This window comes from Terrabacter sp. C0L_2, assembly GCF_036352015.1.
GTDB classification, from domain to species: domain Bacteria; phylum Actinomycetota; class Actinomycetes; order Actinomycetales; family Dermatophilaceae; genus Terrabacter; species Terrabacter tumescens.
Genome location: NZ_CP143557.1, coordinates 4162367 through 4187865, shown reverse-complemented (window position 1 = coordinate 4187865; position 25499 = coordinate 4162367). Strand labels below are relative to the sequence as shown.

The 25499-nt window shown below is 72.0% G+C and carries 23 protein-coding genes; 17 read left to right on the top strand and 6 right to left on the bottom strand.

Annotated features, from left to right (window positions below):
* Positions 1-74: 74 nt before the first annotated feature.
* Together U5C87_RS19490 and U5C87_RS19485 are read left to right on the top strand one after the other, a co-directional pair.
* Complete coding sequence (locus U5C87_RS19490) at positions 75-986, top strand: ABC transporter ATP-binding protein (RefSeq protein ID WP_330474114.1); 912 nt, start codon at positions 75-77, stop codon at positions 984-986.
* Positions 976-1776, top strand: a complete 801-nt coding sequence (locus tag U5C87_RS19485; protein ID WP_330474113.1) for an ABC transporter permease subunit — start codon at positions 976-978, stop codon at positions 1774-1776. The genes U5C87_RS19490 and U5C87_RS19485 overlap by 11 nt, the downstream gene beginning before the upstream one ends.
* On the opposite strand, the gene U5C87_RS19480 is transcribed toward U5C87_RS19485, so the two are convergent.
* The gene (locus U5C87_RS19480; RefSeq protein ID WP_330474112.1) at positions 1766-3064 is read right to left on the bottom strand and encodes an AI-2E family transporter; all 1299 of its coding nucleotides are present in this window, start codon (positions 3062-3064) and stop codon (positions 1766-1768) included. The two genes, U5C87_RS19485 and U5C87_RS19480, sit on opposite strands and share 11 nt — an antisense overlap.
* Before the next feature lie 323 nt (positions 3065-3387).
* On the opposite strand from U5C87_RS19480, the gene U5C87_RS19475 reads away from it, so the two are divergent.
* The 11 genes from U5C87_RS19475 (at position 3388) to cimA (ending at position 15509) form a co-directional block, all read left to right on the top strand.
* Positions 3388-3468 carry a 3-isopropylmalate dehydrogenase gene (locus U5C87_RS19475; RefSeq protein WP_081633825.1) on the top strand — a complete coding sequence of 27 codons (81 nt, stop codon included), beginning with the start codon at positions 3388-3390 and terminating at the stop codon, positions 3466-3468.
* Between the two features lie 138 nt (positions 3469-3606).
* Entirely contained in the window at positions 3607-4671 is a 1065-nt protein-coding gene (locus U5C87_RS19470; protein ID WP_330474111.1) for a 3-isopropylmalate dehydrogenase, read from the top strand.
* Between the two features lie 178 nt (positions 4672-4849).
* The gene (locus U5C87_RS19465; protein ID WP_330474110.1) at positions 4850-5947 is read left to right on the top strand and encodes a branched-chain amino acid aminotransferase; all 1098 of its coding nucleotides are present in this window, start codon (positions 4850-4852) and stop codon (positions 5945-5947) included.
* Positions 5948-5960: 13 nt separating this feature from the next.
* Complete coding sequence (locus U5C87_RS19460; protein WP_330474109.1) at positions 5961-6815, top strand: HAD family hydrolase; 855 nt, start codon at positions 5961-5963, stop codon at positions 6813-6815.
* Positions 6816-6916: 101 nt separating this feature from the next.
* Positions 6917-8467, top strand: coding sequence for an amino acid permease (locus U5C87_RS19455; RefSeq protein ID WP_330474108.1), 1551 nt, complete (start codon positions 6917-6919; stop codon positions 8465-8467).
* Position 8468: 1 nt separating this feature from the next.
* Positions 8469-9221 (top strand): FadR/GntR family transcriptional regulator, encoded by a 753-nt coding sequence (locus U5C87_RS19450; protein WP_330474107.1) that lies wholly within the window; start codon positions 8469-8471, stop codon positions 9219-9221.
* A gap of 8 nt (positions 9222-9229) precedes the next feature.
* Positions 9230-10597, top strand: coding sequence for a glutamine synthetase family protein (locus tag U5C87_RS19445; RefSeq protein WP_030195178.1), 1368 nt, complete (start codon positions 9230-9232; stop codon positions 10595-10597).
* Positions 10594-11976 carry an aldehyde dehydrogenase family protein gene (locus tag U5C87_RS19440; protein ID WP_330474106.1) on the top strand — a complete coding sequence of 461 codons (1383 nt, stop codon included), beginning with the start codon at positions 10594-10596 and terminating at the stop codon, positions 11974-11976. Before U5C87_RS19445 ends, U5C87_RS19440 begins: the two co-directional genes overlap by 4 nt.
* A 51-nt stretch (positions 11977-12027) precedes the next feature.
* A complete protein-coding gene (locus tag U5C87_RS19435; protein WP_330474105.1) occupies positions 12028-12795 on the top strand; it encodes a 3-oxoacyl-ACP reductase in 768 nt (255 codons plus the stop codon).
* 19 nt (positions 12796-12814) lie between these two features.
* The gene (locus tag U5C87_RS19430) at positions 12815-13525 is read left to right on the top strand and encodes a gamma-glutamyl-gamma-aminobutyrate hydrolase family protein (protein WP_330474104.1); all 711 of its coding nucleotides are present in this window, start codon (positions 12815-12817) and stop codon (positions 13523-13525) included.
* A 403-nt stretch (positions 13526-13928) separates the two neighbouring features.
* Positions 13929-15509, top strand: coding sequence for a citramalate synthase (cimA, locus tag U5C87_RS19425; RefSeq protein ID WP_330474103.1), 1581 nt, complete (start codon positions 13929-13931; stop codon positions 15507-15509).
* Here cimA and bioD read toward each other — a convergent pair.
* From bioD to bioB, 4 genes are read right to left on the bottom strand one after another with little or no spacing between them, the layout of a single operon-like run.
* On the bottom strand, positions 15488-16225 hold the full coding sequence (bioD, locus tag U5C87_RS19420; protein ID WP_330474102.1) for a dethiobiotin synthase: 738 nt from the start codon (positions 16223-16225) through the stop codon (positions 15488-15490). The two genes, cimA and bioD, sit on opposite strands and share 22 nt — an antisense overlap.
* Positions 16218-17516, bottom strand: a complete 1299-nt coding sequence (locus U5C87_RS19415) for an 8-amino-7-oxononanoate synthase (protein WP_330474101.1) — start codon at positions 17514-17516, stop codon at positions 16218-16220. Before U5C87_RS19415 ends, bioD begins: the two co-directional genes overlap by 8 nt.
* On the bottom strand, positions 17513-18877 hold the full coding sequence (bioA, locus tag U5C87_RS19410) for an adenosylmethionine--8-amino-7-oxononanoate transaminase (RefSeq protein ID WP_330474100.1): 1365 nt from the start codon (positions 18875-18877) through the stop codon (positions 17513-17515). Before bioA ends, U5C87_RS19415 begins: the two co-directional genes overlap by 4 nt.
* The gene (bioB, locus tag U5C87_RS19405; protein ID WP_330474099.1) at positions 18870-19946 is read right to left on the bottom strand and encodes a biotin synthase BioB; all 1077 of its coding nucleotides are present in this window, start codon (positions 19944-19946) and stop codon (positions 18870-18872) included. Before bioB ends, bioA begins: the two co-directional genes overlap by 8 nt.
* Positions 19947-20070: 124 nt before the next feature.
* On the opposite strand from bioB, the gene U5C87_RS19400 reads away from it, so the two are divergent.
* From U5C87_RS19400 to U5C87_RS19390, 3 genes are all read left to right on the top strand, one after another.
* On the top strand, positions 20071-20682 hold the full coding sequence (locus U5C87_RS19400; protein ID WP_330474098.1) for a TetR family transcriptional regulator: 612 nt from the start codon (positions 20071-20073) through the stop codon (positions 20680-20682).
* A gap of 190 nt (positions 20683-20872) precedes the next feature.
* Complete coding sequence (locus U5C87_RS19395) at positions 20873-21259, top strand: VOC family protein (protein WP_330474097.1); 387 nt, start codon at positions 20873-20875, stop codon at positions 21257-21259.
* Between the two features lie 90 nt (positions 21260-21349).
* The gene (locus U5C87_RS19390; RefSeq protein ID WP_330474096.1) at positions 21350-22924 is read left to right on the top strand and encodes an HNH endonuclease; all 1575 of its coding nucleotides are present in this window, start codon (positions 21350-21352) and stop codon (positions 22922-22924) included.
* A gap of 87 nt (positions 22925-23011) precedes the next feature.
* Here the strand turns inward: U5C87_RS19390 and U5C87_RS19385 are convergent, their stop codons facing one another.
* Entirely contained in the window at positions 23012-23941 is a 930-nt protein-coding gene (locus tag U5C87_RS19385) for a 3-methyladenine DNA glycosylase (protein WP_330474095.1), read from the bottom strand.
* Positions 23942-24009: 68 nt separating this feature from the next.
* Between U5C87_RS19385 and U5C87_RS19380 the strand changes: the two genes are divergently transcribed.
* Positions 24010-25479 carry a hypothetical protein gene (locus U5C87_RS19380; RefSeq protein WP_330474094.1) on the top strand — a complete coding sequence of 490 codons (1470 nt, stop codon included), beginning with the start codon at positions 24010-24012 and terminating at the stop codon, positions 25477-25479.
* Positions 25480-25499 lie beyond the last annotated feature (20 nt).

Here is a 25499-nt window from a genome sequence, read left to right as displayed (position 1 = left end):
GCCGGCCGGGCACCCGCGGTCGTTCGGGCCTTTGGACCCTGTCGCGGGGCTCGGACGACTGTCAGCGTGAGGCTGTGGGAACTCCGGTCATCCGCTGCGCGGGCGTCACCAAACGGTTCGGCGCGACCGAGGCCCTCCGCGGCGTCGACCTCGTCGTCGAGGAGGGGGAGGTCTTCGGCTACCTCGGCCCCAACGGCGCCGGCAAGACGACGACGCTGCGCATCGTCATGGGCCTGACGCGGGCCACGGCGGGCGGCGCCGAGCTGTTCGGCCTCGACGCGTGGACGCACCGCGACGAGCTGCACCGCCGCGTCGGCTACGTCCCCGGCGACGTCGCGCTCTACCCCCGGCTCACCGGGCAGGACCACGTCGACTACGTCGGGCACCTCCACGGTTTGGGCCGGCCGCCCGAGGCCGCCGCCCTGGCCGAGCGCCTCGACCTCGACCTCCACCGGCCGTCGCGGCAGCTGTCCCGGGGCAACCGCCAGAAGCTGGCCCTCGTGCTCGCGCTGATGACCGGCCCCGAGCTGCTCGTGCTCGACGAGCCGTCGAGCGGTCTCGACCCGCTCGTGCAGCGCGAGTTCCACGCCCTGCTCGCCCAGCACGTGTCGCACGGCGGCACGGTCCTGCTCAGCTCGCACGTGCTGAGCGAGGTCCAGAGGGTCGCGACCCGGATCGGGGTGCTGAGCGCCGGGCGCGTGGTGGCGGTCGAGGATCTCGAGGCCCTGCGCGCCAAGTCGCTGCACCACGTCGAGGCGCAGCTCGAGGGCGACGTGCAGGCCGCGGCCTTCGAGTCGGTTCCCGGCGTGCGCGACGTGCGTCTCGAGGACGGCGTGCTCCGCTGCGACGCCCCCCAGACCTCCCTCGACCCGCTCCTCAAGCGGATCGCGCAGCACGCGGTCGTCGACCTCACGTGCACCGAGGCCGAGCTCGAGGAGACCTTCCTCGCCTACTACGCGACGCCGGGAGGTCCCGATGCTGCATGACGTCCTGCGCAAGACCCTCTACGACCAGCGCCGCTCCTACCCGGCATGGTGCCTCGGGGTCGTGCTGCTCGTGGCGATGTACGTCGCGCTGTGGCCGAGCCTCGAGGGGCAGCCGTCGATGCGGGACTTCCTCGCGTCGATGCCGGAGCCGCTCCGCAACCTCTTCGCGATGGCGGGCGCCGACATGTCGACTCCCGTGGGCTACATCCAGATCGAGCTGCTGTCGTTCATGGGGCCCATCCTCGTCCTGCTGTATGCCGTGGGCGTGGGCTCGTCGTCCATCGCGGGTGAGGAGGACCGCCGCACCCTCGACCTGCTGCTGACCACTCCCGTCACCCGCTCCCGCGTCGTCCTCGACAAGGCGCTGGCCATGGTCCTCGGGACCCTCGGGCTCGCCATCGTGCTCGGCGTGGCTCTCGTCGCGGAGGGGCGGCTTGCCGACATGGACCTGCCGGCCGGCAACGTCGCCGCCGCGATGCTGCACCTGGCCCTGCTGGGCCTCGTCTTCGGCGCGCTGTCGCTCGCCATCGGGGCCGGGACGGGCCGGCTCGGACTGAGCCGTGCCGTGCCGGTCTTCGTCGCGGTGGTGGCCTACGTCGTCAACGGACTCGGCGGCCTCGTCGACTGGCTCACGCCGGTGCAGAAGCTCTCGCCCTTCTACCAGTACGCCGCCCACGACCCGCTGCGCCAGGGCATCTCCTGGCCCGCCGTCGGCGTCGCCGTCGGGACGGTGCTCGTGCTCGTGCTCGTGGCGGCGGTCGGCTTCGACCGTCGCGACGTCACCTCGTGACGTCGCCGGCGGCGTCCTTCGCCCCGCCCGTCCCGCTGCTGCGGCCGGCGTCCTCCTCGCCGTTGCCGTTGCCGTTGCCGTTGCTGTCGTCGTCGTCCGGTTCGGCGGTCTCGAGGCTGGCGAGCTCCGGGACGAGCTCGTGGCGCTTGCTGAAGGTGTCGATGATGGCGAGCGCGACGGCGGCGATGGGGATGCCGATGAGGGCGCCGATGGGGCCGAAGAGCGCGGCTCCCGCGATGACCGACCCGAGCGCGACCGCCGGGTGCACGTCCATGGTGCGGCGGCTGATGCGCGGGGTGAAGACGTAGTTCTCGAGCTGCTGGTAGACGGTCGCGAAGACCGCGATCCACAAGGCGTTGATCGGCTTGTCGAGCAGCGCGAACAGCGCCGGCAGCGCGACCCCGATGTAGGTGCCGATCGTCGGGATGAACTGGCCGACGATGCCGGCGAAGACGCCGAGGGGCAGCCAGAACGGCACGTCGATGAACCAGAAGAAGGCGACGTGGAAGACGGCCGACAGCGCGGCGAGCAGGAGCTTGGACACGACGTAGCCGCCGGTCTTCTCGACCGAGATGGTCCACACGGTGATGAAGACCCGCTGGTAGCGCTGCGGCAGCCACGAGCCGATGGTCTGCCGCAGCCGCGGGCTGTCGGCGGACAGGTAGTAGGCGAAGACGAGGATCGTCAGGCTGTCGAAGAGGAAGGTGATGAGCGACCCGAAGATGCCGACGATGCCGCCGCCGTACTTGCCCGCGAGCTCGCCGAGCTTGTCGGGCGTCAGGCTGAGGGCCGACTGGATCTGGGCGAGGTCGAAGCTCGTGCCGAACGAGGAGTTGACCCAGGTGATCGCCGAGGTCACGGCCCCGGGCAGCTGGCTGCCGAGCTGCGAGAGCTGCGAGACGAAGACCTGGCCGAAGAGCTCGGCGAGCCCGGCGAAGAGCAGCAGCATGCCGAGCATCGTCAGACCGGTCGCGAGGCCGCGCTTCATGCCCCGCGAGCTGAGCCACAGCACGACGGGCTCCATGGCGATCGAGACGAGCCAGGCGAGCAGCAGCAGGAAGAGGAAGCTGCCCATCGCCTGGAAGGCCCACATCGCGAGCGAGAGCAGGACGATGGCGACCATCACGGTGAAGGTGACGCGGCGGGCGTTGCCCGGTGTCACGGCGATCCAGCGGGCCTCCTCGTCGAACGGGACCCCCGGCACGCCGTGGCTGCCGTGTCGCTGGTGGGCGACCCGGCCCTGGTGCTCGTGGTGCTCGTGGTGGTCGGCGGGGTGGTCGGCGCTCACGCGGCGAGCCTACGGGCAGGCACGGTCCGAGAGGGGGACGCGCGTCCCTCGCGCCACTGGGGCGTCCGGACACGTGAGTGGACGGATGTGACGGATGGTGGACGCCGCGTCTCACTTAGTGGAAACCCCCTGTACCCGTGGGTAGCCCGGCGTACCGTGAAACGCATGACGCGGCAGGTCGTACTCATTCTCCGCCGCGGCGAGTCCAGGTAGTCAGCAACCTCGCCGCGGAGATCCCGCGCACCCTCGTGCTGACCGGTTCGCTTGACCGAGCTCGAGCCACCTGAGACCACAACAGCACTGAACCGAAAGACGTGATCACCATGAGCGAAGACGCCAAGGCAGCCCGTCAGGCCCTGCAGGAGTCGATGGACCTGCGCGACCAGGGTCACACCGAGGACTGATCGGGGAGCTGCGCTCGCGACCTCGTCGCCGAGCCACCCCTCACGAAGGCCCCCGCCCACCCGGGCGGGGGCCTTCGTCGTGCGTTCACGAAATGAGACGCCGATCCCACATCACAAGACGGGTCCTAGGCTCGACCCATGGGAGAGACGCAGGTCAAGGACGCCTACTCGATCGCCGTCATCGGTGGTGACGGCATCGGCCCCGAGGTCGTCGCGGAGGGCCTCAAGGTCCTGGACGCGGTGACCGGCTCGGGCGGTCCGACGTTCACCACGACCGACTACGACCTCGGCGCGCGACGCTGGCACGCCACGGGCGAGACCCTGCCCGACTCGGTCCTCGACGAGCTGCGCGGCCACGACGCGATCCTGCTCGGCGCCATCGGCGACCCGACCGTCCCGAGCGGCGTGCTCGAGCGGGGCGTCCTGCTGCCGCTGCGCTTCGCCCTCGACCACTATGTCAACCTGCGCCCGGCCAAGCTCTTCCCCGGCGTATCGAGCCCGCTCGACGTCGCGCGGGTCGCGCCGGACGGCATCGACTTCGTCGTCGTCCGCGAGGGGACCGAGGGTCCCTACACCGGCAACGGCGGCGCCCTGCGCGTCGGCACCCCGGCCGAGATCGCGACCGAGGTCAGCGTCAACACCCGCTACGGCGTCGAGCGCGTCGTGCGCGACGCCTTCGCCCGCGCCCAGGCCCGGCCGCGCCGGCACCTGACACTCGTGCACAAGCACAACGTCCTGACGTATGCCGGCCACCTCTGGCGCCGCACCGTCGAGGAGGTCGGCGCCGAGTTCCCCGACGTCGAGACCGCCTACCAGCACGTCGACGCCGCAACGATCTTCATGGCGACCGACCCCGGCCGCTTCGACGTCATCGTCACCGACAACCTCTTCGGCGACATCCTCACCGACATCGCCGCGGCCATCGCCGGCGGCATCGGGCTCGCTGCGTCGGGCAACATCAACCCGGCGCGCACGACCCCGAGCATGTTCGAGCCCGTCCACGGCTCGGCGCCCGACATCGCCGGCCAGTCCAAGGCCGACCCGACCGCGGCAATCCTCTCGGTCGGCATGCTCCTGGCCCACCTCGGCCTCGACAAGGAGGCGGCGCGCGTCGACGACGCCGTGGCTGCAGACCTCGCCGAGCGCGGCGACTCCGCTCGCAGCACCACCGCCGTCGGCGACGCGGTCGTCGGCCGTCTCTGACACCGCGCCACACGGCATACCCAGGCTTCGGGCCCGGACGCGGGGAGACGGTCCGTACGCGTGGTGCACCGCGCGTAGGGAACCGTCACCCGCGGACGGAGCCCGGCTTCGTCGTCTCACGATGTGGGCGATAGCCTGACATCGGATCACCGCTGATTTTGCCCCTGGAGGTTTTGTCATGACCCAGCTGTCCTTCGAGGTCACGCGCCGCGACGAGCCGACGTCGCCCGAGCGGATCGCCGAGGTCCTCGAGAACCCCGGTTTCGGCAAGACCTTCACCGACCACATGGTCGTCGCGACGTGGACCGCCGACGGCGGCTGGACCGACGCCCAGGTCAAGCCCTATGGCCCCTTCCAGCTCGACCCGGCGGCGGCGGTGCTGCACTACGCCCAGGAGATCTTCGAGGGCATGAAGGCCTACCGTCACGCCGACGGCTCGATCTGGACGTTCCGCCCCGAGGCCAACGCGGCCCGCTTCGCCCGCTCGGCCCGGCGCCTCGCGCTGCCCGAGCTGCCCGAGGCCGACTTCATCGAGTCGCTGCGCCAGCTCGTCTCCGTCGACCAGGCCTGGGTGCCGGCCGGCGACGCGGGGGAGAAGAGCCTCTACCTGCGCCCGTTCATGTTCGCGTCCGAGGCCTTCCTCGGCGTGCGCCCCGCCCAGCAGGTCACCTACTCCGTCATCGCCTCCCCGGCGGGCGCGTACTTCTCCGGCGGCCTCAAGCCCGTGACCCTCTGGATCTCCACCGACTACGCCCGCGCGGGCGAGGGTGGCACCGGTGCGGCCAAGTGCGGCGGCAACTACGCCAGCTCGCTCGCCGGCCAGCTCGAGGGCATCGAGCACGGCTGCGACCAGGCCGTCTTCCTCGACTCCTCGACGCACACCTACATCGAGGAGCTCGGGGGCATGAACCTCTTCCTCGTCACCAAGGACGGGCGCATCATCACACCCGAGCTGACCGGCACGATCCTCGAAGGTGTGACGCGCAGCTCGATCCTCGAGATCGCCAAGGAGCTGGACCTCGAGCCCGAGGAGCGCCGCATCCCGATCGAGGAGTGGAAGGAGGGGGCGGCCAACGGCGACATCGTCGAGATCTTCGCGTGTGGCACCGCCGCCGTCGTCACCCCGGTCGGCGAGCTGCGCTGGGACGGCGGCTCCGTCGACCACCGTCGTGACGGTCACGAGGACCGCTACGCCGAGGCGATCCGGGCCCGCCTGCTCGACATCCAGTACGGCCGCGCCGAGGACTCCCACAACTGGCTGACCCGCCTCGTCTGACGGGACGTCGCCGATGGTTCCCGGCACCGGTCCGGCACGACCCGGGCCGACGCCGGGAGACCTGGACCGGCCCCGGCTCGTCGCGTCCGACCTCGACGGCACCCTGCTGCGCACGGACGGCTCGCTGTCCGCGCGCACGGCGGCCGCCTGGTCGGCCGCCGCCGACGCGGGCATCGAGACGGTCATCGTGACGGCCCGTCCGCCTCGCTGGCTGCACGACCTGGAAGGGGTCGTCGGGCCACGCGGCACGGCCATCTGCGGCAACGGTGCGTTCGTCTACGAGGTGGCCACCCGACAGGTCGTCGAGACGCACTGCTTCGAACGCGGCGTCGTCGACGACATCGTCGCGGACCTGCGTCGAGCCGTGCCGTCGATCGCGTTCGCGGCCGAACGGACCAGTGGGCCCTTCGTGGCCGACGACTACCCCGACCCGCACCGTGACCGCGGCGCGGACCGGGCCGTGCACGGGTCGTGGCGCGAGGTGGCGGCCGAACCGGTCGGCAAGCTGCTCGCCCTCGCGCCGCACCTGCCCCTCGAGGAGTTCCTCGCCGTGGTCGAGGACGTGGTCGGCGACCGCGGTCACCTGCACTTCTCCGGTGCGCACGGGCTCGCGGAGCTCAACGCGCCCGGCGTGACCAAGGCTGCCGGCCTCGAACGGTGGGCCACCGGACTCAGCATCGAGGCGGAAGAGGTGTGGGCGTTCGGGGACATGCCGAACGACCTGCCGATGCTCGAGTGGGCCGGAGTCGGGTGGGCCGTGGCCAACGGCCACGAGCAGGTTCGCCGGGCGGCGGACCGGGAGTGCCCGGCCAACGACGACGACGGCGTGGCCCACGTCCTCGAGGCGGTCCTCGCTCAAAAGGTTTGATCCAGAACCATTGACGGTGTCCGCTGTGCGGGTGGACGATGCCTCACATCATGGTGGAGCAGCGGGCAAAGGTTCGCTGCACGATGTTTGTGAGGTAGTGCATGAGCGTTCCTCCGTCCCCTGAACTGACCGGTCGCACCGCGGGTGCCCCAGCCCCCGCGGGAGCTGCGACCGACGAGGCCATGCTGGCCGAGCTCGGCTACAAGCAGGAGCTCCACCGCGGCATGAGCGGCTTCTCCAACTTCGCGGTCTCCTTCTCGATCATCTCGGTCCTCGCCGGCTGCATCACGAGCTACGCGATAGCCATGAACGCCGGCGGCCCGATCGCCATCTCCATCGGGTGGCCGCTCGTCGGCGCCTTCGTCCTGCTCGTCTCGCTCGCCATGGCCGAGATCTGCTCGGTCTACCCGACCGCGGGCGGCCTCTACTTCTGGGCCGGCCGGCTCGCGCGGCGCAACAAGCGCGTGTGGGCCTGGTACGTCGGCTGGTTCAACTTCCTCGGCGAGGTCGCCGTCACGGCTGCCATCGACTACGGCGCGGCCGTGACGTGGATGGCGCTGCTCAGCCTCGTCACCGGCATCGAGGTCACCGCCGTCTCGACGTTCGTGGCCTTCCTCGTCATCATCGCGCTGCACGGGCTGCTCAACACCTTCGGCGTCAACCTCGTCAAGCTGCTCTCCAACGTCAGCGCGTGGTGGCACCTCGTCGGCGTGGCTGTCATCGTGGCCGTCCTCGCGTTCGTCCCGGACCAGCACCAGAGCCTGTCGTGGACCTTCTTCCACTTCGAGAACCGCACCGGCTGGGACGCGCCGTTCTACGCCTTCCTCATCGGCCTGCTCATGGCGCAGTACACCTACACCGGGTTCGACGCCTCCGCCCACGTCGCCGAGGAGACCATCAACGCCTCCACCGAGGCGCCCAAGGGCCTCGTGCGCAGCGTGTGGGTCTCGATCCTCGCCGGCTGGGTGCTCCTCGTCGCGGTGACCGCCGCGATCCAGGACTACGACGCGGCCCTCGGCACCGACATCGGCCTGCCGCCGGCCCAGATCTTCATCGACGCGGCCGGCCGCTCGCTCGGGATCTTCCTGCTCTTCATCGCCGCCGTCGCCCAGTTCTTCTGCGGCATGGCCTCGGTCACGGCCAACTCGCGCATGTCCTACGCCTTCTCGCGCGACAACGCCCTACCCGGCTCGCGGTGGTGGTCGCAGGTCAACCCCCGCACCGGCACGCCGACCAACTCCATCTGGCTGTGCGTCGCGTGCTCCGTCGTGCTGACCGCGCCCGCGCTCGTCTCGACGACCGCCTACCTCGCCGTCACCTCGATCGCCGTCATCGGTCTCTACATCGCCTACGTCGTCCCGGTCTTCCTGCGCCGGACCAACCCCGAGTTTCGACCCGGCGTGTGGAACCTCGGCCGGTGGAGCGCCCCCATCGGCTGGGTCGCCGTCGTCTGGGTCGGCTTCATCGTCGTGCTGTTCATGCTCCCGCCGGCGAGTCCGATCACCGTCAACACCTTCAACTACGCGCCGATCGCGGTCCTCGCCGTCCTCGTCTTCTCGACGGTGACGTGGTTCGTCGGCGGCCGGGTGCACTTCATGCGTGACGTGCCGAAGGGTCACGACACCAAGCCGGCGTCGCAGATCTTCGGCTGACGTGGACGTGGTCAGGGGAGAGCGCCACCTCGCGCTCACGGCGTTGCCGGACGCGGTGCTGCGGCCGGCGTCCGGCAACGCCTTCGAGAACACCGTCGAGCAGCTCGCCCGCGCGATCCGTCTCGGGGTGCTCGCCGACGGCGAGCAGCTGCCGCCGGAGCGCGACCTCGCCGAGCGCCTCGGTGTCAGCCGCAACACGCTGCGCGAGGCCATCGCGGCGCTCCGCGACTCCGGCCTCGTCACGACCAAGCGGGGCCGGGGCGGCGGCACGACCGTGACGTATGCCGCCGAGCTCCCCTCGTCGCCACGCGGGGTCCCGGGGACCTTCGTGCGCAGCGGGGCCGCGATGGCCGATGCCCTGACGTTCCGCCGGGTCGTCGAGCCGGGGGCGGCGTGGCTGGCGGCGACGCAGCCGCTGGCCGGCGACCAGCGGGCCTGGCTGACCGAGAGCCTGCGCGAGGTCGAGGAGGCGGCCGACGCCCCGGCCCACCGCGTCGCCGACTCGCGGCTGCACCTCGCGATCGCCACGCTCTCGGGGTCGCCGATGCTCGTCGACGCGGTGACCCGGGCGCAGGCCGCCCTGCACGACATGCTCATGGCGATCCCGGTCCTCCGGCGCAACATCGAGCACTCCGACAACCAGCACGCCCAGATCGTCGAGGCCATCCTCGGCGGCGACCCTGACCGGGCCCGCGTGGTCATGGAGGAGCACTGCGATGCCACCTCCGCCCTGCTCCGCGGCCTCATCGGATAGGAAGAGACATGGCGAAACCACCGACCCTGACCGTCGACCAGCTCCGCACCGAGATCGAGGCGGGCGACATCGACACGGTCGTCGTCGCGTTCACCGACATGCAGGGACGGCTGCAGGGCAAGCGCCTGCACGGGCACTACTTCCTCGACCACGTCCTCGAGGACGGCACGGAGGGCTGTAACTACCTGCTCGCCGTCGACGTCGACATGAACACCGTCGACGGCTACGCCATCTCCTCGTGGGAGCGCGGCTACGGCGACATGTTCTTCGACCTCGACCTGGGCACCCTCCGCCGCACCCCGGGCAGCCGCAACTCGGCGACCGTGCAGTGCGACCTCACCTGGCTCGACGGGAGCGGCGCGGTCGCGCAGTCGCCGCGGACGGTGCTCAAGACCCAGGTCGACCGCGCCGCTGCCCTCGGGATGGCCGCTCACTGCGGCACCGAGCTCGAGTTCATCGTCTTCCAGGAGTCCTACGAGCAGGCGTGGGACGCCGGCTACACCGGGCTGACGCCGGCCAACCGCTACAACGTCGACTACTCCATCCTCGGTGGCGACCGGGTCGAGCCGCTGCTCCGCGAGATCCGCAACGAGATGTATGCCGCGGGCGCCGTCGTCGAGAGCGCCAAGGGCGAGTGCAACTACGGCCAGCACGAGATCGGCTTCCTCTTCGACGAAGCGGTGCGCACGTGCGACAACCACGTCGTCTACCGCAACGCGGCCAAGGAGATCGCGGCCCACCACGGCAAGTCGCTGACCTTCATGGCCAAGTTCGACCAGCGCGAGGGCAGCTCGTGCCACATCCACCTGTCGCTGCGCGGGCTCGACGGCGAGACGGTCTTCGTCGACGACGACCGCGAGCACGGCCACAGCGCGATGTTCGAGCACTTCCTCGCCGGCATTCTCGCGACGCAGCGCGAGCTGACCTACTTCTACGCGCCGAACATCAACTCCTACAAGCGATTCGCGTCGGCAAGCTTCGCGCCGACCACCGTCGCGTGGGGCCGTGACAACCGCACGTGCGCGCTGCGCGTCGTCGGCCACGGCGCCGGACTCCGCGTCGAGAACCGCATCGGCGGCGGCGACCTCAACCCCTACCTCGCCGTCGCCGCGATGCTCGCGGGCGGCCTGCACGGCATCGAGCACGAGCTCCCGCTCGAGCCTGCGCTGGACGGCAACGCCTACACCTCGGACAAGCCGCACGTCCCCTCGACGCTGCAGGAGGCCCGCGACCTCCTCGCCGGGTCGCAGATGGCGCGGGCAGCCTTCGGCGACGAGGTCGTCGACCACTACGTCAACGCCGCCGACGTCGAGATCACGGCCTTCAACGCCGCCGTGACCGACTGGGAGCGCAGGAGAGGATTCGAGCGACTGTGACCACCACCAGCCAGACGCACTACGTCATCAACCCGGCGACCGAGGAGGTCGTCCGCTCGGTCGAGCTGGCCTCGCTCGAGCAGGCCGACGCCGCCATCGCGCGGGCCTCAGCCGCGGCACCGGCCTGGCGGGAGGTGAGTCCCGCCGACCGCGGCCTGCTCCTGCGCCGCTTCTCCGACCTCGTCGGCGAGCACCAGGAGGAGCTCGCCCTGCTCGAGGTCGAGAACGCCGGCCACACCATCGGCAACGCCCGGTGGGAGGCCGGCAACGTCCGGGACGTCCTCGCCTACTACTCGGCGGCACCCGAGCGGAACTTCGGGCGCCAGATCCCCGTGGCCGGTGGCATCGACGTGACCTTCCGCGAGCCGCTCGGCGTCGTCGGCATCATCGTCCCCTGGAACTTCCCGATGCCGATTGCCGGCTGGGGCTTCGCTCCCGCGCTGGCCGCCGGCAACACCGTGGTGCTGAAGCCCGCCGAGCTGACGCCGCTGACGGCGATGCGCCTCGGCGAGCTCGCGCTCGAGGCCGGGATCCCCGAGGGTGTCTTCACCGTCGTCCCCGGCAAGGGGTCGGTCGTCGGCGAGCGCTTCGTGACCCACCCCGACGTGCGCAAGGTCTGCTTCACCGGGTCCACCGCCGTCGGGCAGCGGATCATGCGCGGCGCCGCCGACCAGGTCAAGCGGGTCACGCTCGAGCTCGGCGGCAAGAGCGCCAACATCGTCTTCGCCGACTCCGACCTCGAGCTCGCAGCGGCCCGCGCCCCCTACGGCGTCTTCGACAACGCCGGTCAGGACTGCTGCGCGCGCAGCCGGATCCTCGTGCAGCGCAGCGTCTTCGACACCTTCATGGAGCACTTCGAGACGGCGGTGCGCGGTGTCGTCGTCACCGACCCCCGCGAGGAGTCCGCCGAGATGGGGCCCCTGATCAGCGCCGGCCAGCGCGACACCGTGCGCTCCTACGTCGAGGAGGCCAGCGAGGAGGTCGACGTCGCCTTCCGCGGCGACGCCCCCGACGGCAGCGGCTACTGGTACCCCGCGACCGTGGTCCTGCCCCGCTCGACGACCGACCGGGTGTGGCAGGAGGAGGTCTTCGGGCCGGTCGTGGCGGTCATGCCGTTCGACGACGAGGCCGACGCGGTCGCCAAGGCCAACGACACGGCATACGGCCTCTCGGGGTCCATCTGGACGCGCGACATCGGGCGCGGGCTGCGGGTCGCGCGCGGCGTCGAGGCGGGCAACCTCTCGGTCAACTCGCACAGCAGCGTGCGCTACTCGACACCCTTCGGCGGCTTCAAGCAGAGCGGGATCGGCCGCGAGCTCGGCCCCGACGCGCTCGACGCCTTCACCGAGGTCAAGAACGTCTTCATCGCGACCGACTGACGGTCACCCCCACAACCGACACGTAACTCATTGGGCTGGAAGGAAATCCACATGGCAGGCAGGCTCGACGGCAAGGTCGCGGTCATCACGGGCGGATGCTCGGGCATCGGTCTCGCGACGGTGCGGCGGTTCGCCGAGGAGGGCGCCAAGGTCGTCATCGGCGACCTCGACGAGGTCAACGGTCCGCGGATCGCCGAGGAGGTCGGCGGCACGTTCGTGCGGGTCGACGTCGTGAGCAAGGAGGACGTCGACGCGCTCTTCCGGACGGCGAAGGACACCTACGGCTCCGTCGACATCGCCTTCAACAACGCCGGCATCAGCCCGCCCGAGGACGACTCGATCCTCGACACCGACCTCGACGCGTGGCGCAAGGTGCAGGAGGTCAACCTCACGTCGGTCTACCTCTGCTGCAAGGCGGCCCTGCCCTACATGCTCGAGCAGGGCAAGGGCTCGATCATCAACACGGCCTCGTTCGTCGCCGTCATGGGCGCGGCCACTTCGCAGATCTCCTACAGCGCGAGCAAGGGCGGCGTGCTGTCGATGTCGCGCGAGCTGGGTGTGCAGTTCGCCCGCCAGGGCGTGCGCGTCAACGCCCTGTGCCCGGGACCGGTCAACACGCCCCTGCTCCAGGAGCTCTTCGCCAAGGACGAGGAGCGGGCGGCCCGGCGGCTCGTGCACGTGCCGATGGGGCGCTTCGGCGAGCCCGAGGAGATGGCCAACGCCGTGCTCTTCCTCGCCTCCGACGAGTCGAGCTTCATCACCGCCTCGACGTTCCTCGTCGACGGCGGCATCTCGGGCGCCTACGTCACGCCGCTCTGAGGTCGGGTAGGGGATCGGCATGAGCCGTCCGGTCATCGGGATCACCGCCTACGTCGAGCGGGCGTCGTGGGGGCGCTGGGTCGACGTGCCCGGGGCGCTCGTGCCGCACCGCTACGTCCGGCAGGTCGAGGACGCCGGGGCCATCGCGGTCGTCATCCCGCCGCGTCCCGATGCCGACGACGACACGGCGCTCGAGATCATCGAGCGTCTCGACGGCGTCATCCTCGCCGGCGGTGTCGACGTCGCACCAGAGCTCTACGCCGACGAGCGCCACGCGTCGGTGCAGGCCTCACGACCCGACCGGGACTCCTCCGAGCTCGCGCTCGCGCGCGCCACCGCCGAGGTCGACCTGCCGCTGCTCGGCATCTGCCGCGGCATGCAGGTCATGGCCGTCGCGGCCGGTGGCCTGCTCGAGCAGCACGTGCCGGACCGCGTCGGCCACCACGAGCACTCGCCGGCGCCAGCGACCTACGGCAACCACCCCGTGCGGACCGTGGCGGGCACGCGCCTCGCCGGCATCCTCGGCGAGGAGGTCGACGTCCCGAGCTACCACCACCAGTCGGTGCTGCGGCACCCCGGCTACGTGGCGTCGGCGTGGGCCGACGACGGGACGCTCGAGGCGATGGAGGACCCCGGCGCGACCTTCCGTCTCGCGGTGCAGTGGCATCCCGAGGTCGGCACCGACCCGCGGCTCTTCCGTGCCTTCGTCGAGGCCGCCGCCGCGCGCTGAGATCCGGTATGCCGTGTGGCCGGGTCGAGGTGACACCGCACGTCCCGTGGGGCGGGGTGGCGGACGACCACCCGTCCTGCGGGACCGCTGGATGGGACGGCGGTCCCACGATCCGGACGTGGTGTTTCGCGGACGTTTCGTGGGCCCTACCGTGAGCGTGTGATGAAGCGCCCCGTGCCCACCGGCACCCTCATTATCGAATAGCGCGACGAGCACCCCTCGTCGCGCAGACCTCCCAACCCTGGGGGGTCTTTTTGTTTCCCGAACCACCCCGACGGAGACACCGCGAAGGCCACCACCCCGGCCGCCGCGACCACGAGAAGAGACCGGGACGCCCCCATCCGCGTCGCCCGCCTGTCAGAGGCGGTCGGCCGAACCCCCGAGACCGAGGACAATGAAGGCCATGGAAGCGCTGCACGTCTACGACACCACCCTGCGCGACGGCGCCCAGCAGGAGGGGCTCAACCTCTCGGTGTCGGACAAGCTCGCCATTGCCGGGCTGCTCGACGATCTCGGGGTCGACTTCATCGAGGGCGGCTGGCCCGGTGCCAACCCGAAGGACACCGAGTTCTTCGAGCGGGCCCGCACCGAGCTCGACCTGCGCCACGCGACGCTCGCCGCCTTCGGGGCCACCCGTCGTGCCGGCGGGGTCGCGGCGCAGGACGCCCTCGTCCAGGCGCTCGTCGACTCGGGCGCCTCGGTCGTGTGCCTCGTCGCCAAGTCGCACACGGGCCACGTCGAGCGGGCGCTGCGCACGACGCTCGAGGAGAACCTCGAGATGGTCCGCGACACGGTCAGCCACCTCGTGGCGCAGGGGCGCCGGGTCTTCGTCGACTGCGAGCACTTCTTCGACGGCTGGCACCTCGACCGCGACTACGCCCTGTCGGTGGTGCGCACGGCGCACGACGCCGGGGCCGAGGTCGTCGTGCTCTGCGACACCAACGGCGGCATGCTGCCGCACCAGGTCGAGGAGGTCGTCGCCGACGTCATCGCCTCGACCGGCGCCCGGGTGGGGGCCCACTGCCACAACGACACCGGGTGCGCGGCGGCCAACTCCGTCGCGGCCGTGCGGGCCGGCGCCACGCACGTCCAGGGCACCGTCAACGGCTACGGCGAGCGCACCGGCAACGCCGACCTCGTCACGGTCGCGGCCAACCTCCAGTTCAAGCTGGGGCTGCACGTGATGGAGCAGGACGAGTTCCGCCGCGCCATGCACATCGCGCACGCGATCAGCGAGGTCACCAACGTCCCCGCCTACAGCCGCCAGCCCTACGTCGGCGCGAGCGCCTTCGCGCACAAGGCGGGCCTGCACGCGAGCGCCCTCAAGGTCGACCCAGACCTCTACCAGCACATGGACCCGGCCCTCGTGGGCAACGGCATGCGCACCCTCGTCTCCGACATGGCCGGCCGCGCGAGCATCGAGCTCAAGGCCCGCGAGGCCGGGCTCGACCTGTCCGACCGTCCCGACGTCGTCGCCTCGGTGCTCGCCGAGGTCAAGGACCTCGAGCTGCGGGGCTGGACCTTCGACGCGGCCGACGCCACGGTGGAGCTCATGCTCCGCGAGGCCCTCGACCCCGGCTGCACGGACTACTTCGAGGTGGAGTCGTGGCGGGTCATCACCGACTCGTCGGGCGACGGCGACGCCACCTCGGAGGCCACGGTCAAGCTTCGCGCCGACGGGGCGCGCCTCATCGCGACCGGCGAGGGCAACGGCCCGGTCAACGCCCTCGACCACGCCCTGCGTGAGGCGCTGACCCGGGCCTACCCGGAGATCGAGAAGATCGAGCTCATCGACTTCAAGGTGCGCATCCTCGATGCCTCGCACGGCACCGACGCCGTGACGCGCGTGCTCATCGAGACCTCCGACGGGGAGACGTCGTGGGACACCATCGGTGTCGCCGGCTCGATCCTCGCGGCGTCGTGGCGCGCCCTCACCGACGGCATCGTGCACGGGCTGCTGCGTCAGGGCGTCCCGAGGCGCTGACCCAGGCGCTGACCCAGGCGCTCCTCCAGGCCGGGGAGCCACCCGGGCGAGGCGGTCCGGAAGGTCTCCGGGTCCAGCCGGGGTGCACCCAGCGGCACGGCGCCGAGCAGCCCCTCCGGCAGTGCCGCGAGGTGCTCGCGGTTGGTCTGCTCGATGACGTCGGGCTGCTCCGGCCAGGAGCCGAGGACAATGCCGAGCTGACGGATCCCTCGGTGAGACAGTGCTTCTCGCGTCAGCATCGTGTGGTTGAGGGTGCCGAGCGCGCTGCGGGCCACGACGACCACAGCGCAGCCGGGCAGCGCCAGCGCGAGGTCCGCGAGCGTGTCACCGTCGTCGGTGAGCTCGACGAGCAGCCCTCCCGCACCTTCGACGACGACGAGGTCGTGGCATACGACCAGCGACTCGACGCGAGCCACGTGCTCGTCCAGCGTGGGCAGCCGGGAGTCCTCGAGGCGGGCGGCCGGTCGCGGCGCCATCGGTGCCCGCAGCCGCACCCCCTCGACCGTCGGCGCGCCGGTCAGCCGCTCGACCTCGGCCATGTCCCCGGGCTCGCCGGGTGCCACCCCGGTCTGCGTGGGTTTGTATGCCGTCACGCGCCGTCCCGCCGCCCGTGCCGTCGCGACGACCGCCGACGTCACGACCGTCTTGCCCACGTCGGTGTCGGTGCCCGTGACGATCAGCACCGCCGGCAGCGTGGCGAGCCCTGACTCAGTCATCGTCGCCGTGGGGTGGGACGGCGCCGAGCGGCGACGGGGGAACGGGCCCCTGGACGCCCTCCACGGCCGCGACCGACGGGAGACCACGGGCGGGGGAGGGAGCGTCCCCTGCCCGTGGCCCCTCGACGGTATCGGGACGGGACGGTGCCTCGTGCGTCGCGGCCGTGCGGGCGACGAGACGCGCGGCCTGGAAGAGATCCTCGCCTGAGAGGTCAGCGCGCGCCGTGACCCGCAGGCGGGACACGCCGTCGGGGACGCTGGGCGGCCGGAAGCACCCGACGAGGACGCCGTGGGCGCGCAGGTCGAGGGCGGCGACGACTGCGCTCTCGGGCGACCGCATGGGGATCGACTGGACGGCTCCGGCCGCGGGCTCGATGCCGCAGATGGCTGCGATGGTGCGGGCGTTGGCGCGGACCGCGGCCGCCAGCGTCGGGTCGCCGTCGACGACCTCGGCGGCGGCGCATGCGGCCGCGGCGGCGGCAGGCGCGAGGCCGGTGTCGAAGATGAAGCTGCGGGCGGTGTTGACGAGGTGGTCGCGCACGGCGGTCGACCCGAGCACGGCACCGCCCTGGGAGCCGAGGGCCTTCGACAGGGTCATCGTCACGACGAGGTCGCGGGTCCCGACGAGGTCGAGCTCGTGCACGAGGCCGCGGCCGTGCCCCGCGACACCGATGCCGTGCGCCTCGTCGACGACGAGCAGGGCGCCGTGGGCGTGACACACCTCCACGAGGGCCCGCAGGGGAGCGGCGTCCCCGAGGACGGAGTAGATCGACTCGACGGCGACGACGACCCTGCGGTCGGGACGGGCGGCGAGCTCGGCGGCCAGGGCGTCGGGGTCGTTGTGCGCGAACGTCGCGTACGGGACCCGCGACATGCGGGCCGCGTCGTGCAGCGACGCATGGGCGTGGGCGTCGAGGAGGATCTCGGCCCCGCGCCCGCTGAGGGCGGTCAGCACCCCGAGGTTGGCGGCGTACCCGGTCGAGAAGGCGAGGGCGCTCGTCGCTCCCGTGAGACGGCACAGCGCGGCCTCGAGGTCACGGTGCACGGGCAGGGTCCCCGTGACGAGTCGGCTCGCGGTCGCCGAGGCGCCGTAGCGGTCGAGGGCCTCCTTGGCGGCCGTCACGACGCGCTCGTCGCGGGACAGGCCGAGGTAGTCGTTGGAGGCGAGGTCGAGAGGGTCCCGGGAGGCGGAGCCGGGGCGGCTGACGCGCAGCACCGGGTCGAAGCGCTCCGCGCCGCGCTCGGCCCTCAGGTCGGCTCGTTGGCCCAACCAGGCGTCCCAGCGGCTCATCCGTGGACCTCCGCCACGGCGCCGACGACGCCCTCGGCGATGAGCCGCACGTCGTCGTCGGTGCAGACGTAGGGCGGCATCGTGTAGACGAGGTCCCGGAAGGGCCGCACCCAGACGCCGCGCCCGAGCGCCGCGCGCGTGACGGCGGGGACGTCGACCGGCGACGTCAGCTGCACGACCCCGACCGCGCCGAGGGTGCGGACGTCCGCCACGTGGGGCAGGGAGAGCGCCGGCTCGAGGTGCTCGCGCAGGAGGCGACCGACGCGGGGGACGTCGTCCTTCCAGGTGGCCTCGACCAGCTCGACCGACGCGTTGGCGACCGCGCAGGCGAGGGGGTTGGCCATGAAGGTGGGTCCGTGCAGCAGGGACCGGAAGGCGGAGCGCGTGATGGCCTCACCGACCTCACGGGTCATGAGCACCGCTGCGAGAGAGAGGTATCCGCCCGTCAGTGCCTTGCCGACGCACATGACGTCCGGCGTCACGTCGGCCCACTCGGAGGCGAAGAGCCGGCCGGTCCGACCGAAGCCGGTCGCGATCTCGTCGACGACGAGGAGCAGGCCGTGCTCGTCGGCCACCTCACGCAGCACCCGGAGGCAGTCGGGGTGGTAGACGTGCATGCCGCCGGCGCCCTGCAGGATCGGTTCGACGACGACGGCGGCGAGCTCGTCGCCGTGGGTCGTCGCCAGTGTGCGCACCTCGCTTGCCCAGATCTCGAGGGCCGACCGGTCCGTCTCCCAGTGCTCCTCGCCGGTCGCGGTCGTGACGAGCCGCGCGGCGGGAGGGCGTGGGGCGAAGACCTGGCGCGCCAGGGCGCCCGGGAAGGCCGAGTGCATCCCGTCGACGGGGTCGCACACGCTCATCGCGGCGAAGGTGTCGCCGTGGTAGCCGCCGCGCACCGTGAGGAACCGCTGCCGCCTCGGTCGTCCTCGGGCCGCCTGGAACTGCAGCGACAGCTTGAGGGCCACCTCGACCGACACCGAGCCCGAGTCGGCGTAGAAGACGTGGGCCATCGGCCCGGGCGCCAGCGAGGTGAGGCGCTCGGCGAGCCGGACGGCCGGCTCGTGCGTCAGGCCGCCGAACATGACGTGGCTGAAGCGGTCGACCTGCTCGTGGGCGGCCGCGTCGAGGACGGGGTTGCGGTAGCCGTGGACGGCGCACCACCACGAGGCCATCGCGTCGACGGCGTCGTGGTGCGTGCCGTCCGGCGCCGTCAGCGTCAGGCGCACGCCCGAGGCGCCCTCGACGGCATACGGCGCGGGGCCGTCGAGCGGCGCGTAGGGGTGCCAGACGAGCCCGTGGTCCCGGGCGGCCAGCGGTGACTGCAGAGGTGGGACCGACTGTGGTCCCGACGGTTCAGGCATTGGCAGGCAGGTCCGTGCCGGCCCCGCGGCGACGCTTCGCCGGGTCGTGCGTGGCCGCGGACGGCCGGCCCGGATCGGCCGCCCCGTCGTCGGCGCCGAGGATGACGAAGCCGTTGTCGCGGAGCAGCTCGAGGTCGGCCTCCGCGGCCTGGCCCTCGGAGGTGAGGTAGTCGCCGAGGAAGATCGAGTTGGCCACGTGGAGGGCGAGCCCCTGGAGCGAGCGGAGGTGCATCTCACGACCGCCGGCGATGCGGATCTCCTTGTCAGGGCAGACGATCCGGGCCATGGCGAGGATGCGCAGGCAACGCCCCGGGATGAGGTCCCATGTTCCCTCGAGCGGGGTGCCGTCGAAGGGCATGAGGAAGTTGACGGGGATGGAGTCCGAGCCGAGGTCCCGGAGCGCGAAGAGCGCCTCGACGAGCTGCTCGTCGCTCTCGCCGAGGCCGGCGATGAGGCCCGAGCACGGGGAGAGCCCGGCGTCCTTGGCCTTGGTGACCGTGTCGACGCGGTCGGCGTAGGTGTGGCTCGTGACGATCTCGTCGTGGTGCGACTCGGCGGTGTTGAGGTTGTGGTTGTACGCGTCGACGCCGGCCGCGCGCAGGCGCTCGGCCTGGCCGTCCTTGAGCAGGCCGAGGCACGCGCACACCTCGACGTCGGGGTGCTCCTGCTTGAGCGCGCCGACCATGCCGGCCACGCGGTCGACGTCGCGGTCGGTGGGCCCCCGTCCGCTCGAGACCATGCAGATCCGGCTGGCGCCGCCGCGCAGCCCGGCCGCTGCCTGCTCGATGGCCTCGTCCGGCTTCAGCCAGGTGTACTTCAGGATGTCGGCCTGTGAGCCCAGCCGCTGGGAGCAGTAGTGGCAGTCCTCGGGGCAGAGGCCCGACTTGAGGTTGACGAGGTAGTTGACCTTGACGGCGTTGCCGAAGTGCTTGCGCCGCAGGCGCGCCGCCGCTGCGACGAGCGCGAGCAGCTCCTCGTCGGTGGCGCGCAGGACGTCGAGGGCGTCGTCCGTCGTAGCCGGGGCGCCGGCCAGCACGGCGTCGGCGAGGTCGTCGAAACGGCGGGTCATGCGGGCTCCTTGCGCGCGGCACTGAACGGTGTTCAACTTGAACGGTGTTCAGTATGCCGAGTCGCTAGGCTCGGCTGTCAACGCGGGTCCACAGCGGACCCGTGCACCGAGGGCGGGGGAGCGCGTGGCACTGAGTCGGGACCAGGTCGTCGCGACCGCGGTCGACCTGCTGCGACGCTACGGACTGGCCGACCTGTCGATGCGCCGCCTCGCGCGCGAGCTCGGCGTCGCGCCGGGCGCCCTCTACTGGCACGTCGCGAACAAGCAGGAGCTCCTCGTCGAGGTGGCCGACGTGCTGCTCTCCGAGATCCCCGATCCGCGCCCGGACCAGCCGCCGGCCGAGGCGCTCGTCGGGCTGGCCGTCGCCGTGCGCGACGCCCTGGTCCAGGTGCCCGACGGCGCCGATGTCGTCGGTCTCGCGTATGCCGTCGAGCCGGGCGCCGCTCGCCCGCTCCGTGCGCTCGCCCAGCTCGTCCACGACGCCGGCGCACCGGCGTCCGAGCGGGACGAGGTCGCGTCCCTCGTCGTGCACCACATCCTCGGATCCGTTGCAGGGCAGCAGGATCGCGCGATGGCCGCCGCCGTCGACCCCGACCTCCCTGCCCCGGATGCGACGTCCGAGGCCAAGGCGTTCGAGGTGGGTCTGGCGGTCGTCGTGCGCGGGCTCGCGCGGTCCACTGAGGCCCGCTGGGTCGCGAGTCACGAGTCACGAGTCGCGGGTCGCGAGTCGCGCTGAGCGCCTGAGGGCAGGCAAGTGCTGGGCGGTCCAGGCCCCGCCCAGCACCACCCCTGGAGGGTGGAGGTTCGTCGACGCGCGTGCCTGGACCTTCGCCGACACCCCTCAGAGGAGGGGGCGCCGCTCCTGATACGCCGATCCCGGTCCTTCTTCACGCCGTGCAGGACCAGGGCGGCGGCATGCTGGGGTGATGCCGCTACGAACGACGAAGCACTGGTTCGGCGTCGTGCTCGACGCCCCCGACGCGTCCGCCCTCGCGCACTTCTACGAGCGACTGCTCGGCTGGACGCTCTTCAAGGACACGCCCGACTGGGCGACGCTCGCCCCGTCCGAGACTCATGGCTACAACCTGTCGTTCCAGACGGAGCCGAACTACGTGCGGCCGGTCTGGCCGAGCGAACCGGGCCGGCCGATCATGATGCTCCACCTCGACCTCGAGGTGGACGACCTCGACGTTGCCGTGGCGTACGCCGTCGAGGTCGGCGCCGAGCTCGCCGGGTTCCAGCCGCAGGACGATGTCCGGGTGATGCTCGACCCCGTCGGCCATCCGTTCTGCCTCTACGTGGATTCCGAGTGACTCGAACTCGAGCCGAATTCCGCTCTCGGCGAACCGAATTGGGTGTGCACAAAGGGTTGTGAGTCGTCCTGATCCGATATCATCGAACACATGTTCGATGATGCGGCAGTGGTGACGACGGAGGGCCTCGAGGCTCTCGTGTCGACGCTGTCGCGGATCGGCTCGGATGTGCCCGAGATGTCCGACCAGGTGCTGATCGACCAGCTCGCGGTGCTCGAGCGGGTGAAGTCGGCGGTGGCCGCGGCGCAGGTGCGGGTCACGGCGGCGTTCGTCGACTCCCAAGAGCAGGTCGCGCAGGCGTGGTCGCAGCGGGCGCGGGAGTGCTCCGACGCCGGCGACTTCGACGGCTGGCGTGCGGCGCGGGACCAGGCCCGGGCCGCGTCCTTCGCCGACGAGGACAGCCCGGGCCGAGAGCGCTCAGGGGCCGAGACCGGTGATGGTGGCGCCGGGTCGCGGCGCCGGCGGCGGCCGTCGGGGATGACGGGGGTCGCGGCGCAGGTCGCGCTCGCCCGGTACGAGTCACCGGTGCAGGGCGCCGGGCACGTCCGGCTCGCGCTCGCCCTGACGACGGACCTGCCCCACACCCTCGCCGCGCTTGAAGCCGGGGAGCTGAGCGAGTGGCGCGCGCAGATCATCGTCCGCGAGACCGCCACCCTCAGCGGCGAGGGCCGGCGCCTCGTCGACGCCGAAGTCGTCACCGACCCGGCCCACCCAGTCGCCGGGCTCGGCGACCGGGAGCTCGCCCGGCGGGTCCGCGCCGTCGCCTACCGGATCGACGCCGCCTCGGTCATGGCCCGGGCCGCGAAGGCCGAGTCCGACCGGCGGGTCACGCTGCGCCCCGCGCCGGACACGATGGCCTACCTCACCGCTCTGCTGCCCGTCGCCCAGGCCGTCGCCGCCCACGCCGCGCTGACCGCGGCCGCCGACACCGCCCGCGCCGCCGGCGACGAGCGCGGCAAGGGCCAGGTCATGGCCGACACCCTCGTGCAGCGGGTCACCGGACAAGACGCCTCCGACTTGGTGCCCGTCGAGATCCAGCTCGTCATGACCGACCAGGCTCTCCTTGCCGGCGACGAGACCCCCGCGCAGCTCACCGGCTACGGCCCCGTCCCCGCCGCCTGGGTCCGCGACCTCCTCACCCGACTCCACCACGCGACCGGGTCGGCCACCGAGTCGGCCACCGAGCCCGACTCCGGGGCGCGGGAGGTCGGGGTGTGGCTGCGGCGGCTGTTCACCCACCCCGACACCGGCACCCTCATCGCGATGGACTCGACCCGCCGCACGTTCGAGGGCGGACTACGCCGCTACCTGCTCACCCGCGACGCCGCCACCTGCCGCACCCCCTGGTGCGACGCCCCCGCCCGCCACCTCGACCACACCCACGGCGGCCCCACCACCGACACCAACGGCCAAGCCCTCTGCGTGCGCTGCAACCACACGAAACAGCTCCCCGGGTTCACCGCCACCACCATCAACGACTCCGCGCCCGGCCAGCAGCCCGGCGCACCCCACACCGTCCGGACCACCACCCCCACCGGGCACACCTACACCTCTCACGCCCCACCCCTTCTGCCGGGACTGCTCCCCGAGCAGCCTCAAGGACCCGCCGAACCAGTCCCGCTCAGCCTCTTCGAACGCAGCCTCGCCCTGGCGCTCGCCGCCTGACCCTGCTCCTAACCCCGGCTCAGAGCTGCTGGGCCAACTCGACGACGTGACCCTGCAGGTCAGCGACCAGAATCGGGGCGAAGGAACTCAGCCTCGGCGTGACCGTTCGCCGTCCACGCGCGTCTCGGCCTCCGCGCCCGGCGCAGCTGCCTCGAGCCCCGGGATGGCGTCGATCGCGTCGACGAGACGGGCACGCAGCGCCTGGCCACGGACCGAGAAGCCTCGCTGCGCCGCGGCATACTCCGCCTTGCCCTCGGGCGTCTCGATCCGCACGGGCTCGTAGCCGAGCTCGCTCAGGTCGTAGGGCGCGGCGCGCATGTCGAGGGACCGGATGTCGCGGGCGAGCTCGAAGCAGTCCATGACGAGGTCGCTCGACACGGCGGGGACGAGCTTGTGCGCCCACTTGTAGAGGTCCATCCCGGCGTGGAGGCACCCGGGCTGCTCGAGCGCGGGCTGGCCCTCGCGGGTCGGCCTCAGCGCGTTGAGCGGCTCGGCGTCAGGGGTGAAGAAGCGGTAGGCGTCGAAGTGCGAGCACGCGACCTGGTGGCTCTCGACGACCGCGTCGGTGCCCGCGGCGCCGAGGCGCAGCGGCCAGCCCGCGTGCCTCACGTCGGACGGGTCGAGGCGGTAGACCATGGCCCACTCGTGCAGCCCGAAGCAGCCGAACCGTCCGGGGCGTCCGGCGGTGCGCACGAGCAGGTCCCGCACGAACCGCACCGTGTCGCCGCGGGCGGCGAGGAAGGCGTCGGCGTCCACGTGCACGCGGTCGTCCTCGACGGCGTAGAACCGCCAGTCGCGGTGGGGTGACCCGCCGGCACCAGCGAGGGCGACGCCTGCACCGGGGTGCCAGCGGCGCAGCTGCGCCGGCTTGAACGAGTAGTACGTGAAGAGGAAGTCCTCGACCGGGTGCTTGCGGTGGTCGCGTCGCCGGGCGAGGTGCGCGGCCGTGGCGGCGTCGACCCGTGCCTCGTGCGCGGTGGTCCGCTCCTGCCACTCCGGCTCGTCCAGCACCTGCACCCCACGAGGGTAGGCGATGTTCGCGTCGGATCCGCCCACGCCGAGGGCCGACGGAGCACGATGGGGCCATGGCTCCCGACGTCGAACGGCCCACCCATCTGCTGCACCGGCTCACGTCCTACTCCCACGAGCGCGAGTGGACGGAGGTGCCCGCCGACGACCGCCTCGTCCAGGACCTCGTCCCGAACGACCTCACCCGTCGCCCGCGCTGGTACAAGGACTACGACGACGACCTGAGCCGAACGCTCCTGCCCCAGGAGCTGCCCGGGACGACCGAGCCGGCCACGAGCGTCCTCGCGGGCACGGCCGACGTCGCACCCGCCAGCCTCGACCTCCCGGGCCTCGCCCGCCTGCTCTTCCTGTCCGCGGGAGTGACCCGGCGCACGACCCGTGCCGACGGCGGCACCAACCTCTTCCGCGCCGCCGGCTCGGCCGGAGCGCGCTTCCCGCTCGAGCTCTACGTCGCGGTGCCGCGGGGAGCTGCGGCCGACCTCCCGGGCCTCGCGCCCGGCGTGCACTGGTACGACCCCGAGGCGCACGCGCTCGTCACCGTCGGCCCACCGCCGACCGGTGACTCGACGACCCTCGTCGTGACCGGCACCCCGTGGCGCACCGGCTGGCGCTACCGCGAGCGCGGCTTCCGCCACATCTACTGGGACGCCGGCACGATGCTCGCTCAGACGCTCGCCCTCGCCGACGCCGCCGGACTCCCGGCCCATCTCGTCACGACGTTCCCGGACGCCGAGGTGGCCGCCCTCGTCGGTGCGGACCGTGTGCACGAGTTCCCCGTGGCGCTCGTCGTGCTCGGTGACGGGCGGGCCGCGGTCCATCCCACCGGCGACCCGCTCCCCGGGCGCCACGACGCGGACGGGCTCGAGTTCCCGCTCGTGACGGCCGCCCAGCGAGCGGGGGAGCGCGACGTCCTCGGCGCGCCGCACGCCCGTGGTCCGGCAATTCCTGTCCTGTCGTCCGATCCCGGACCGAGCACCGACGCGGTCGTCGCGAGCAAGGGCTCGATCCGCCGTCTGCACCGTGACCGGTCGGTCTCACGCGTCCTGCTCGTCGACGCCATGGCTGCCGCGACCCGGGGCGTCGACGTGCCGCACTGGGTCGGGGTCAGCGCCGTCGACGGCGTGCCCACCGGCATCCACCGCTGGCCCGACGTCGCCGACGCCGTGCGTCCGCTCGACGAGGCGACCGTGCGCGACGAGCTCTTCGCCGCGTCGCTCGAGCAGGGGCTGGCCGGCGACGCGGCGTTCGTCGCGATGAGCGGCATCGACCTGGCCACCCTCGACGACCACGACTACCGCGACGCGCAGCTGCTCTCGGGTCTCGTCGAGGGACGCCTGCACCTCATGGCGTACGCGTTGGGCGCCGCGGCCTCGGGCATGACCTTCCGCGACTCCGACCTCGCCGACCTCCTCGGCGCCGACGTCGCCGGGCTGCTGTGGACGTGCGTCGGCGTGCCGGAGTACCGCACCCGCCCCAGCGGTCAGCCTGGGTCGCCGGCCGACGTCACCATCGTCTGGCCGCGCTGACCGTCCTCCGCAGGGAAGTG